11 protein-coding genes are annotated in these 12,796 nt (G+C 63.6%); 8 read left to right on the forward strand and 3 right to left on the reverse strand.

Translation table 11 applies throughout. From position 1 onward, the window contains the following. Window positions 1–126: 126 nt before the first annotated feature. The 8 genes from BLU88_RS17115 (at window position 127) to purQ (ending at window position 8,606) form a co-directional block, all read left to right on the forward strand. The gene (locus BLU88_RS17115) at window positions 127–1,812 is read left to right on the forward strand and encodes an amidohydrolase (protein ID WP_092016643.1); all 1,686 of its coding nucleotides are present in this window, start codon (window positions 127–129) and stop codon (window positions 1,810–1,812) included. 15 nt (window positions 1,813–1,827) lie between these two features. Next, a complete protein-coding gene (locus tag BLU88_RS17120) occupies window positions 1,828–3,015 on the forward strand; it encodes an ABC transporter ATP-binding protein (protein ID WP_092016645.1) in 1,188 nt (395 codons plus the stop codon). Between the two features lies 1 nt (window position 3,016). Further along, a complete protein-coding gene (locus tag BLU88_RS17125; RefSeq protein ID WP_167356914.1) occupies window positions 3,017–4,180 on the forward strand; it encodes a polyamine ABC transporter substrate-binding protein in 1,164 nt (387 codons plus the stop codon). Beyond that, complete coding sequence (locus BLU88_RS17130) at window positions 4,177–5,115, forward strand: ABC transporter permease (RefSeq protein WP_092016649.1); 939 nt, start codon at window positions 4,177–4,179, stop codon at window positions 5,113–5,115. The genes BLU88_RS17125 and BLU88_RS17130 overlap by 4 nt, the downstream gene beginning before the upstream one ends. Window position 5,116: 1 nt before the next feature. Beyond that, window positions 5,117–5,980, forward strand: coding sequence for an ABC transporter permease (locus BLU88_RS17135; RefSeq protein ID WP_092016651.1), 864 nt, complete (start codon window positions 5,117–5,119; stop codon window positions 5,978–5,980). A gap of 97 nt (window positions 5,981–6,077) precedes the next feature. Beyond that, on the forward strand, window positions 6,078–7,499 hold the full coding sequence (locus BLU88_RS17140; protein WP_092016653.1) for an NAD(P)/FAD-dependent oxidoreductase: 1,422 nt from the start codon (window positions 6,078–6,080) through the stop codon (window positions 7,497–7,499). A gap of 115 nt (window positions 7,500–7,614) precedes the next feature. Further along, a complete protein-coding gene (gene purS, locus BLU88_RS17145; RefSeq protein WP_039208104.1) occupies window positions 7,615–7,872 on the forward strand; it encodes a phosphoribosylformylglycinamidine synthase subunit PurS in 258 nt (85 codons plus the stop codon). Beyond that, entirely contained in the window at window positions 7,869–8,606 is a 738-nt protein-coding gene (gene purQ / locus BLU88_RS17150) for a phosphoribosylformylglycinamidine synthase subunit PurQ (protein WP_092016655.1), read from the forward strand. The genes purS and purQ overlap by 4 nt, the downstream gene beginning before the upstream one ends. Window positions 8,607–8,703: 97 nt before the next feature. On the opposite strand, the gene BLU88_RS17155 is transcribed toward purQ, so the two are convergent. The 3 genes from BLU88_RS17155 to BLU88_RS17165 all read right to left on the reverse strand — a co-directional run bounded on the left by BLU88_RS17155 (window position 8,704) and on the right by BLU88_RS17165 (window position 12,435). Continuing rightward, window positions 8,704–9,483 carry a hypothetical protein gene (locus BLU88_RS17155; RefSeq protein WP_092016657.1) on the reverse strand — a complete coding sequence of 260 codons (780 nt, stop codon included), beginning with the start codon at window positions 9,481–9,483 and terminating at the stop codon, window positions 8,704–8,706. A 482-nt stretch (window positions 9,484–9,965) separates the two neighbouring features. Continuing rightward, window positions 9,966–10,460, reverse strand: a complete 495-nt coding sequence (locus BLU88_RS17160) for a peptidoglycan-binding domain-containing protein (protein ID WP_092016659.1) — start codon at window positions 10,458–10,460, stop codon at window positions 9,966–9,968. A gap of 268 nt (window positions 10,461–10,728) precedes the next feature. Next, window positions 10,729–12,435, reverse strand: coding sequence for a hypothetical protein (locus tag BLU88_RS17165; protein WP_157689184.1), 1,707 nt, complete (start codon window positions 12,433–12,435; stop codon window positions 10,729–10,731). Between the last annotated feature and the right edge of the window lie 361 nt (window positions 12,436–12,796).

The raw sequence follows: 12,796 nt of genomic DNA on the forward strand, positions 1-12,796 counted from the left end.
GGCAACGGAATCAGTGGAATCGGAATGGAAGTTCCGCTAAGGTGATTTAACAGTGATTCAGGACACACACAGAGAGCGGACGTCGCGGTCCGCCTCTGCCACGACAATGCAGTCGGGAGGCAGCATATGGAACTCGACATCCTCGACGTCGCGATCTTCGATGGTGAGGCTCTGCGTCCCGAGAATCGCGTGAGCATCCGCGACGGGGTCATCACCGAGATCGGCACCGGCCCCGCAGCTGTTCCCGCAGCGCACACGATCGCTGCCGGCGGCCGACTGCTCACCCCGGGTTTCGTCGATGCCCATGTGCACACGACCTTCGGCGGCCAGGAGGCGCTGGCCTGCGATATCAGCGCTGCCGGAACGCTTGACGAGGCGCTGCAGATGATCCGGGACTATGTCGCAGACACGACTGCCATGAACGACCCCGCGAACGACTGGGTCATCGGCGGCGGCTGGTCGATGGCCCACTTCCCCGGAGGCGACCCGAGCGCCGACATCCTCGACGAGGCATGCCCCGATCGGCCCGCGATCCTGCTCAGCGCCGACCACCATTCGGCGTGGGTGAATACGAAGGCGATGACCGCTGCCGGACTCGACGAGACGTCCACGGCACCGGCCGGCGGCGTCATCATCACCGATCCGTCCGGCCGCCCCACCGGGTGTCTGCACGAATCGGCCATCGACCTCGTCTCCGCCCACGTTCCCGCCGCCTCCGATGAAGAGGTCCTGGCCGGTCTGCGTGAGGGTCAGCGCTACCTCAACTCCCTCGGCGTGACCGCGTGGATGGACGCCATCGTCGGCGACTACGGCGGTCACCGCGACCCGTACGGCACCTATGTCGGGGCAGCGGAATCGGGCGAGCTCCATTCCGAAGTCGTCGGCAGTCTGTGGTGGCCGCGCGGAGTCGAGGACATCGACGCCGAGGTGGCCCGACTGACCGAACTCGCGCGCACCGACGGCCGTTTCCGCGCCACCTCGGTGAAGTTCATGCTCGACGGGATCGTCGAGTCCCGGACCGCGGCAATGTCGAACGAATACACGTGCACCTGCGGCGGATTCGGAACCAGCTATTTCACGAAAGACCACCTCGAGGCCTCGTTCGCCGCCCTCGATGCGGCCGGCTTCGACATCCACTGCCATGCGATCGGAGATGCCGCGGTCAAGGCCGCCCTCGACGCTTTCGCAGCCGTCCGCAGCCCGGGAACGGCCGGCACCGGGACGACCGGAGCAGCCAACACCGGCGAACGCCGCCACCATATCGCCCACGTCCAGGTCGTCGACCCAGCCGATGTGCCGCGCTTCGCCGACCTCGGCATCACCGCGAACCTGCAGGCGCTGTGGGCCTGTTACGACGAGCAGATGATCGACCTCAACCTGCCGTTCCTGGGCACCGAGCGCGGCGGCTGGCTCTATCCCTTCGGATCGTTCGCCCGCACCGGCGCCCATCTGGCGATGGGCTCGGACTGGCCGGTGTCGACGGCGAACCCATGGGAGGCGATCCATGTCGCGCTCAACCGCTCACACCCGGCCGCCGCGGACACCGCTCCCCTGCTGCCGGACGAGGCGATCGATCTGACAACGGCGCTGCGTGCCTACACCGCTGGATCGGCACAACTGCTGCGTTCGACCGACAACGGCCGCATCCGTCCCGGTCAACCGGCGAACCTCGCCTTGGCCAGTGCGAACCCGTTTTCGCTGCCGCCGGCCGCCGTCGCCGGAATCACGAATGAGCTGACGATCTGCGACGGACGCATCGTCTACGACACCCTGCCGCCGCACGCACCGACCACCACCGACTCAGCCAGCTGAAGACGAAAGGCCATCATGACCAGCACAGCCACCTCAGCGCCCTCTGCGAAGACCGGACTCGACCACCTCGAGATCCAGGGCGTGAAGAAGGTCTTCGGCGACAACACCGCCATCGAACGCCTCGACCTGAGCGTCTGCAAGGGCGAGTTCCTCTCTCTGCTCGGCCCCTCCGGCTGCGGAAAGACCACCCTGCTGCGGATGATCGCCGGCTTCGAGACCCCGACGGACGGGGCGATCCTGCTCGCCGGCAAGGACATCGTTTCCCTGCCGCCGCACCGCCGCCCCGTCAACACGGTGTTCCAGTCGTACCTGCTGTTCCCGCATATGAACATCGCCGACAACATCGCCTACGGACTCAAACAGGCGAAGGTTCCGAAACCGGAGATCGCGCAGCGGGTCAGAGAGGCACTGGCGCTCGTCCAGATGGAGGACTTCGCCGGACGTAAGCCCGAGCAGCTCTCCGGCGGTCAGCAACAGCGCATCGCCCTGGCACGCGCGCTGGTCAACCGGCCGCAGGTCCTCCTCCTCGATGAGCCGATGTCGGCGCTCGACAGGAAGCTGCGTGAGGAGATGCAGCTCGAGCTCAAACGTCTGCACACGAAGCTCGACACGACCTTCGTCTTCGTCACCCACGATCAGGATGAGGCTCTGGCGATGAGCGATCGCATCGTCGTCATGTACGACGGCGTCATCCAGCAGATCGGGACCGGCGAGGACATCTACGCGAATCCGCACAACGGCTTCGTCGCCGGCTTCATCGGCAAGCAGAACTTCATCCCCGCCGAGGTGGCTTCCATCGATTCGACGACCGCGACCCTGCGCACGGCCAACGCCGTTCTCATAGCTCCGACCCTCAAACTCAGACCGTCCACCGCAGCTGGCGAGCCCCGCGATCTCGCGGTCGGCGACCGGGTGCGCGCGGCCATCCGGCCCGAGCGGATGCACGTCGCCCCGGCCGGCGAGGACTCCGGTGAGGCGAACACGGCCCGCGGCTCCGTGATCTCGTATTCGTTCTTAGGCGATGTCGTCCAGTACATGATCGTCGTCGGTGACAATGATGAGATCCTTGCCCGCATGCCCGCCGCCGGGAGGGAGCCGATCAGCACCGGCACCGAGGTGGAGCTGAGCTGGGATGCCGACGCCGTGGCCGTGTACGACCAAGAGCCCACTGCGGTGACCGCGGTCGTCGAAGGCGGTGCCTGAGATGGCGGGGACGAAACCCGATGTAACATTCCTGGCCCCGCGAGCCGCCTCGGCGAGGTTGAGCCGGCGAGCGCTGTTGGCCGGTTTCGGGGTGGTCGGCCTCGGGGCGCTGAGCGCCTGCGGCAAGACCACGAAGATGGCTGCGTCGCCGCCCACCGATGGAAAGCTCGAGTCGAAGCTCAACCTCTACTCATGGGGCGACTACGACAATCCCGAACTCATCCAGGCCTTCAAGTCCCAGAACGACATCCTTGTTCAGGTCGATGCCTACGGGTCGAACGAGGAACTCGTGGCGAAGCTCTCGACCTCGCGCGGAACCTCCGGCTATGACGTGGTCGTGCCGACGGGAGCGAACATTCCGCAGATGCTCGAACACGATCTGCTGCAGGAGCTCGACCTCAGCCTGATCCCGAACTTCGAGCATATGGATCCGAACTTCACACAGCAGTACTTCGACCCCGACAACACATATTCGATCTGCAAAGCGTGGGGCACCACAGGGTTCGTCTACAACACGACGCAGATCGACCGCGAGCTCACCAGCTGGCAGGACTTCCTCGACACCGCGCAGAAGGAGGCGGCCGGCACGACCGCACTGCTCGAGGACCCGTGGGAGGTCTCGGCGATCGCCCTGGCAGCGCAGGGCTTCAGCCTCAACACTCAGGACGAAGGCGAGCTGGACAAAGCCCGGAAGATCATCGTCGACCAGCTGGCCCCAAACGTGAAGGCCTATGTCGGCAATGCCGCCACGAGCATGATCCAGGGCAGCTTCACCCTTCTGCACGCCTACAACGGCGACGCCAGGCAGGGTCTGACCGAGGTCAAGGATCCGGAGAACTGGAAGTTCGTCTTCCCGACCCCCTCGGCGAATCTGTGGATGGACTGCTGGGCGATCGCCACCGGCGCGCCGCACCCGGATTCGGCGCACGCCTTCATCAACCAGATGATCTCCCCCGACACGGCGGTCGACCAGCTCGACTACATCGGCTACCCGATAGGGACGAAAGGCCTGGCCGAGCAGGCGAAGAAAGCCGAGCTCGACCAACAGGACCTCATCTTCCCCGCACAGAAGGTCCTCGACCGACTCGAACCGAGCAAGCAGACCCCGGCCGATCAGATCCGGACGAAGATCCTCACCGATGCCCAGGCCAGGAGTGGAGCATGAGCACTCAGACACGACCCCAACAGACTCGTACGAAGAGGCCGGCGACGAAGTTCTTCGGCCCCGCAGCCATGTCCTTTCCGACGTGGGCCTACGCGCTGTTCTTCTTCATCATCCCGCTGGCGCTCATCGTCTTCTACAGCTTCGGGTACAAACCCGACCAGTTCACGGCCATCGCCACCGACCATCTGTCGTTCGGCCGGTACCCGGAGGCGATGAGCTCAAGTTTCGTCTCGACCTTCTTCGCGACGCTGCGCATCTCGCTGCTCGGCACCCTGCTGTGCCTGATCATCGCTCTGCCGTTCGCTTACTGGCTGGCGATCAAGGTCGCGCCCGCCCGCAGGTCCCTGGCTCTGGCCCTGGTGATGGTGCCGTTCTGGACGAACTTCCTCGTCCGCACCCTCGGCTGGCAGATCATGCTCTCCCCCGACGGGTTCCTGTCGAACTGGCTGCAGGGACTCGGGCTGCTCGACGGCCCCCTCGACATCCTCTACACGCGAACGGCAGTGCAGATCGGCGTCGTCTACAACTATCTGCCGCTGATGATCTTGCCGCTGTTCGTCGCCATCGATGCCTCGGGCAAGAATCTGCGCGAAGCCAGCTACGACCTCGGCGCGGGAAAGGTGAAGACCTTCATGCGGGTCACGCTGCCGATGGCGATGCCGGGAGTCGTCTCCGGCTGCCTGCTCGTGTTCATCCCGCTCAACGGCGACTACGTCACGGCGACCGTCCTCGGTGGGGCGAGCGGATCCATGGTCGGTCAGCTCATCGCCAACCAATTCAACACCGCACAGAACTGGGCGGTCGGGGCGGCCATGGCGATGATCCTCATCATCTCCACCCTGGTCGTCGTCGGTCTCGGCTTCGCACTGCTCAGGCTCGGACAGTCGATCACCGCCAGATTCAACAGCGTTCCGCTGCACGATGGGAGGGCCTGAGATGCCGAAGAAGAACACGTTCGCACGGCGGACACCGACCGATATCGCTCTGCACATCTGGGGCATCCTCGTCTTCGTCTACCTGTTCGTGCCGATCGCGGTGATCATCGCCTATTCGTTCAACAACGGAAAGGTGCTCGCAAACTTCCGCGGCTTCGGACTGCACGCCTACATCAGCGGCATCAACAACGACATCATCGTCTCCTCCATCGTCACGAGCCTGCAGGCCGCCGTGGGCACTGCCATCGTCTCGACGATCTTCGGCACGCTCGGCGGAGTCGCTCTGGCCAGGGCCCCGCGTGGCGCATGGTGGGCACTCGGACTGACCGCGATCCTCGGGCTGACCCTGGTCACGCCCGAGATCGTCGACGGCATCTCGTTCCTGCCGTGGTTCGTCACCGTCGGCGTCGATTGGGGCATCACCCCGCTCAACAACGGCCTGGTCAGGCTCATCATCTCGCATGCGATGTTCTCCATGGCGATCGTGACGTTCATCGTCCGGGCCCGGCTGGCCGGAATGGACACTCAGCTCGAGGATGCCGCCGCCGACCTCGGTGCGACCCCGTGGAACCGGTTCAAGGACATCACCCTGCCGATCGCGGCCCCCGGCATCCTCGCTGGAGCGCTGATGTCGTTCACCGTCAGCCTCGACAACACGATCCTCTCGAGCTTCGTCCAACAGCCGGGCTACACCCCGTGGCCGGTCTACATCTTCTCCGCCGTCCGCGTGGCTCTGCGCCCCGAGGTCGCGGCGATGTCGACGGTGATGTTCGTGCTCACCCTCGCCGCGCTCGGCTTCGTCGGGTTCGTCCTGCGCAAGGCCGGCGGCAACGCCACCGAGATCATCAAGACCATGGCCGCCTGAAGTGCCCCTCGCCGAGGCGGCCCACCGTTCCGCTCCGACCCGCACCTGCTGCCTCGCAGAGTGCACACCGACCGCACCGTGAAGAAAGTGAAGTGACATGGACGTGCATACCGCTTTGGCCGACGCCTCGACCATCCCGTTCTGGCTCGACACCGAGATCCGTCCGGAGCCGCTGCCGCCGCTGACCGAGGACCGCGAGACAGACCTCCTCGTCGTCGGCGGCGGGTTCACGGGCCTGTGGACTGCACTGCAGGCCAAGGAACGGGACCCGAATCGTCGTGTCGTTCTCGTCGAGGCGAATTCGATCGGGTGGGCCGCCTCGGGGCGCAATGGCGGTTTCTGCGCTGCCAGCCTCACTCACGGCTATGACAACGGGGAAGCCCACCTGCCGGAGGAGAACGAGCGTCTCGCGCAGCTGGGTCGGGAGAACCTCGACGCCATCGAAGCCGCCGTTGCAAAATACGGGATGGACGTCGAGTTCGAACGCACGGGCGAGCTCGATGTCGCCACCGAGGACTACCAGGTCGCCGAGCTGCGGGAGGCACACGATCCCGACTCCGGTTTCATCTTCCTCGATCAGCAGGAGCTCGCGGGGATCGTGAAGTCGCCGACGTACAAGGGTGCGCTGTGGGATTCTCGCGAGGTCGCGATGGTCCATCCGGCGAAGCTGTGCTGGGAGCTGCTGCGTGTCATCCGCGAACTCGGAGTCGAGGTCTTTGAAGGCACGAAGGTCACCGATGTCAGCGATGCGAAGACGACCGTGCGGGTGCAGACCCGCGTGACTGCGGAGACGATCGAAGACTGTGCAACCGCTCCGTGCAGCACGATCACGGCGAAGCGCGTGGCACTGGCGACGAACGTGTTCCCTTCACTGCTCAAACGGGTGAGTCTGCATACGGTTCCCGTCTACGATTACGCGCTGATGACCGAGCCCCTCAGCGATGAGCAGATGGCTGCGATCGGGTGGGAGGGCCGCCAGGGCATCGGCGACTGTGCAAATCGCTTCCACTACTACCGGCTGACTGCGGACAATCGGATCCTCTTCGGCGGCTGGGACGCCGTCTACCACTTCGGGCGGCAGGTGTCGTGGAAGTACGATCAGCGGCCCGAGACCTTCGAGACCCTCGCCGAACACTTCTTTGAGACCTTCCCGCAGCTGATCGGTCTGAAGTTCACCCACAAATGGGGTGGGCCGATCGACACCTGTTCGCGGTTCTTCTCGTTCTTCACCTCCGCCTATGGGCGGAAGGTCGCCATGGCTGCCGGCTTCACCGGGCTCGGGGTGGGGGCATCTCGGTTCGCCGGGACGGTCATGCTCGATCTGCTGTCCGGTGAGGACACCGAGCTGACCGAACTCGAGATGGTTCGGAAGCTGCCGCTGCCGTTCCCGCCCGAGCCCATGGCGTGGCTGGGAATCAGAATGACGACGAATGCGCTGATCAAGGCCGATGAGAACGAGGGCAGGCGCGGACCGCTGCTCAAAGTCCTCGATGCGGTTGGCATGGGCTTCGATTCCTGAGGCCCCCGACTCGTCCGGCGACCGGACCGCGGGCGGGGAATCCGGCCGTGGTTGGTAGACTCAGGGTGAGCGCGGGAGGAACTCCCGAACACTTTCACAAAGGAGCAGTACACGCATGGCACGTGTCGTCGTTGAGGTGATGCCCAAACCCGAGATCCTTGACCCCCAGGGCAAGGCGATCTCCGGCGGACTGACCCGCCTGGGGTTCACCGGGTTCGGTGAGGTTCGTCAGGGCAAGAGGTTCGAGCTCGAGGTCGAAGGCGAAGCCACCGAGGAGGTCCTCGCCCAGGCGCGCGAAGCCGCGGAGAAGCTCCTGTCGAACCCCGTGATCGAGAACGTCGTGGCAGTCCGCGTGGCCGAGGACGCATCGTGACCGCTGTCGCTGCTGATCCCACCACCGAGGCGGCGCCTGAGTCCGGCGTCTCCGTCGGAGTCGTCACGTTCCCCGGAACGCTTGATGACCGGGACGCCGCTCGTGCCGTCCGTCTGGCCGGGGCGAACCCGGTGAACCTGTGGCATGCGGATTCGACCCTGTCCGGAGTCGACGCCGTCATCCTGCCGGGCGGGTTCTCCTATGGTGACTATCTGCGCTGCGGTGCGATCGCCGGATTCGCTCCGATCATGGAGTCCGTCGTCGCTGCGGCGAACGCCGGCATGCCGGTACTCGGCATCTGCAACGGCTTCCAGATCCTCTGCGAATCCCGTCTGCTGCCGGGTGCGCTCATCCGCAACGATCACCAGCATTTCATCTGCCGCGACCAAGATCTGGTCGTGGAGAATGCGAACACCGCGTGGACTTGTGACTATGAGCAGGGTCAGACGATCCGCGTTCCGCTGAAGAACGGTGAGGGCGGGTTCGTCGCCACCGACGAGGTGCTCGACGAACTCGAGTCCACCGGACGCGTGGTCTTCCGCTACCAGGGCTTCAATCCGAACGGCTCTCTGCGCGACATCGCCGGAATCACGAACGAAGCGGGCAACGTCGTCGGTCTCATGCCGCACCCCGAACACGCCGTCGAGGCCGGTTTCGGTCCCGAGGACGGCGGCGGAATCGACGGTCAGGGGTTCTTCTCCTCGGCCGTGCGCACTCTCGTCGCCAAGGGCTGAGCCACCCTGCGTTCGGACGAAGAGTCCCGACGCCCGGATTGATGCCGAGCCTCGGGACTCTTTGTCCTTCCCTGTGACGAAGTCCGCTGCGGTGATTTCACTCAGTGGGTTCGGTGGGATCTACGTCGATCTTCGCCGAGTCCTCGAGATCACCGCATTCGGCCACAGCCTCGTACTCGCCTGTCGGCGGCATACCTTCTCGCGGCATGTACCGCACTGACGCGGACTCGTCTTCACCAGCCACCTGGCTCTTCTCCCAGATCTTCTTCCTGCCGTCTTCATCCTTCCTGTACACGGTGAAGTCGACCTCGTCCTCGGCCGAGCAGTTGACCATCGTCAGGTTGAGTCCCTCTTGGTAGAGTCCTTCGTCGAGCATCGTCGAATCCGGATCCATCACGAGGGTGCCGTCATCGTAGTCGCCTCGATCGCCTTCGATGATGCGCACTCGTGTGTGAAACACTCGCTCCGGTTCAGCGCCGCGTTCGAGTTTCACTGTGAATTCGACGTTCGCCCTGGCATCAGGTTCCTTGTCCATCGTGACAGCGCCGTCGAATGCTCCGTCCTTCTCCACGTCATGCAACTCATTGTCCAAGCTAGTCGACACCCTGTCGCCCTTCTTGAGCCCATCGATCGTGTATTCGATGCCCTTGCCGTGGGTGACTTCATACGGTGTCATCGTCCGATATTTCAGCGCCAGGTCCGCTTCTTTGACCACCGAGTCATCGCTCGAATCGGCGCTTCCGGAGGAGGGTGCCTCGTTCGAATGAACTCCGTCCGACACGGCGACTTCCGTACCCGAAGCCGAGGCTGCCGCCGTTCCGACTGCGAGTGCCGAGATGCCGAGGGCTGCAGTTGCAGCGAGTGCGAGCTTCTTCATTGTGATCACCTTTCTTTCGTCCTTGCCGGAGATGTTCTGAAAGCGTTTCTGCCGTATTCGGTAGTGGTGCGACCGTAGGCAGGACGAAAGGATTCTGTGGAGTTCTGATCATTGTGGTCATGACAACTTCGAAACAACATTCCGAGCCGCTTCGTGACGTCAAAGTAACCTGCCGAATCGAACGCTGAACCGGCACTCAGAGTCGATTGGCGCGCGCAGTGGCGCCCTCACCGAGGCGATACTGTCGTTCCAGGTCATCGCCGCTGCTCCGGTGGGGCTGGGGCAGAGCGGGCTGTGCCGGATTCTGCGTGCAGTTGTCAGTGCTCAGGTACTGATCAGATTTCCGATCACAGCGTCATCACTCCGCAGAATTCGGCAGGATGTATTGTTATCGGAGGTTTCGGTGTTTACCGCGACCGCCCTCCCCTGCTCCCGGGTTCGAAAGCAGGGGATCGACCGAGGTTGCAGTGACCGGGACGCGTTCAGTCGTCGGCCCAATCGAGTCCGACGGCGGTCTCGAGAGTGCTGTTCGTGGCGTGCAGAGGGACGGCCCAGGTCTTGTCCCCGACCATTCCGTCGGTGTCGACCTTGCCCCACTTCTGGAACCCTTTGACGGACTTCTCTGTGTCGGCTCCGAAGTCACCGTCTGCTTCGCCGGGCGACGGCCAGTCGCCGTTGTCCGCCCCGGCAGCGAGGACCTCCTGCAGATCGCGGACGACATCGCCCTTCGACCCGGACTTCAACAGAGGCATCGGTCCGCCGTTCGGCAGTGCCTCCCAGGTGTCCTTTCCGACGATGCCGTCGTCATCCAGACCGACGCTCTTTTGAAACCGTTTGACTCCGGCTTCGGTATCGGGCCCGAAGTCACCGTCGACATCGACACTCAGATCAGGTGTCCTCCGCAATGCCCTCTGGGCACGCAGGACCGCGGTGCCTTTGTCGCCACGTTTGATTTCGGGCTGTCCTGGATTGGACATGTTTCTGCTCCTCTTTCCTTGGGGATCGTGGAAGCTTCCTTGCCTCCACGACGACCAAGCTAAGTCCGTTGTTTCTGCACCTGCAAGGCCCGGACGAGACTCAGCCGGAGTGCACGCGAACGGGTTCAGCACTGCCGCAGAATACAGCACGGATCGGCCCCGGTTCTTCGACTCGAAGTCGAGGAACCGGGACCGATCGCTTCCGCCAGGACCGTCTCTCACCGTCGGGCCGGGTTCAGTCACCAACCCGACGGGTTTTCGGTCGCTGTCAGCTCTTGTTCTTCCGGCGGGCCAAGCCGATGGCTGTTCCGCCGCCGAGGATGAGCAGAGCGCCTGCAGCCAGACCGGTCAGTTCAGCACCGGTGCGCGGCATCGACGAGCCGCCTCCGGAACCGCCGGCTCCACCGGAGTCTCCTCCGTCCCCGCCACCGGACTCACCGCCAGTGACGACGAATTCGCCTGACCGGCTGACGTCCATGCATTCGGCGATCACCTGGTACGTCCCGACGTAGTAAGCAGGGTCATCTCCGAGCCCGTAGACGTGGATTCCGGCTGCGCCCTCTTCATTGGCCGTTGCGGTCTGTTCGTAGAGCTTTTCCTTCTTGCCCTCTGACCACACCTCGAAATTCACATCGGCATCCGGGACGCATTTGTTGACCATCAGCTGCACACCTTGGTCTCGGTCGATGAAGTCCTCCCCTGAGATCGTCTCGGGGCTGATCGAGAGCTTCGGGTCGACGACGCTGCCGTCATCGGTGACTGTGAACGTGGCCTCTGCGCTCTTGTCGCCGCATGAGGCCACGACGTTGAAGTCACCGACCCATGCTGTGCCGCCATCACCTTCGGGAAGGAACTGGACGGATCCGGCTGCGTCCTCACCTGCTTTCTGGGTTTCTTCCCAGATCACGGTGTCGGGATTCTTCGCGGAGCTCACCTCGAACTTCACGTTGGAGTCGACGTGGCAGTTGACGAGAGTGATGTTGACACCATTCTCGAGGAATACGGCCAGCTTCTGGCTCTGTGGAGTGATGCTGAGATCCGCATCATCACCGTCCTCGTTCTCAGTGACCGAATACGTCGTCTCTGCCGTTGTGTCGCCGCACTTCGCCCTGACCACGAATTCACCGATCCATCCGTCGCCACCGGTGCCGGGCATGAAGGACGCAGAGACTGAACCGTCATCGCCGGCGGTCTTCGTCTCTTCCCAGATGTTCGTGTTCTCGCCCTTGCGGACGATGGTGACGGTCACATCTTCGCCCGGTTCGCAGCTGCTCACGGTGATGTCGACACCGTTGTCAAGATACGAATCGATCCCCTGGCTCTGCGGATCGACGCTGACGGACGCATCCGAATCATCTTGGTTTTCGGTGATCTCCACGTTGCCGGTGAACGTCTTCGGCTCCTGGCCGTCACGGGCGACGGTCACGGTGACATCGACGACATCGCCGACCTTGAGCTCGGTATTGCCGCGGAGCTCTCCGTTGAACGTACCGTCGTTGTCGACGGTGATGGAACCGTTCTCACCGGGGCTGGCAGTCACGGTGTCTCCGGCTTTCAGACCGGTGATCGTGTAGGGGATGGCTTCAGCCGCCTCGTCGACCGGCATCGTTGACTGGTCGAGCGAGAACGAAGCGTCGATCGGGGCCGAGTCCTCGGTCGGTTCGTCCGATCCTTCGTCCGGATCTGCTGGCCCTTCGCCGTCACCGGGATCAGCCGCGTTCTCGTCGCCGACCGGATCAGTCGAGTCCTCACCGTCGCCTGGCTCTGCGGGTGTGCTGCCGTCGTCGGAATCAGCAGCGTCCTCACCGGGGTCCGTGGGCGGGTCCTCAGTCCCCGGGAATTCTGCGTCTCCGGATCCTGACGCCTGCACGACCGTCGCATCGGCTGAGCTGTCGTCGGCCAGCGCGACCGCCGGACTCACTCCTCCGATGGAGAGAGCCAGGGCGAACGTTGCCGCCATTGCCAACCGTTTCATGATGGTCCTTCCAGAGTTCTGGCCGGTTGCCGTTTTCACTTGTGGCAAGGACCATACGCAGGCGATGGGGTGCGCACGACTTTAGTTCATTTAGGTCATGACAGAAGTGATAGAGGTGTTTTGCCGAATGTTTATCACTTCGCAATACTGTTCGCGCATCCCGATTCCGGCACTCCGCCTATTCGCACCAGGTTCTGCACCCTCACCTGCGCAGCAACGTCGATTCGGCCACAGAGTTCCGCACGACAGCGTGGTCGGAGCTGTGTCACATTTAGGTCGTTCTCAGCGTTTTCGACTCAGAAAACGTTATGCCGGATTTTCGTTCTCCGCCAGATTTCTGCGGTGAATGCGAGGCAGGGTC

It is taken from the genome of Brevibacterium siliguriense (assembly GCF_900105315.1).
Classification (GTDB): Bacteria; Actinomycetota; Actinomycetes; order Actinomycetales; family Brevibacteriaceae; genus Brevibacterium; species Brevibacterium siliguriense.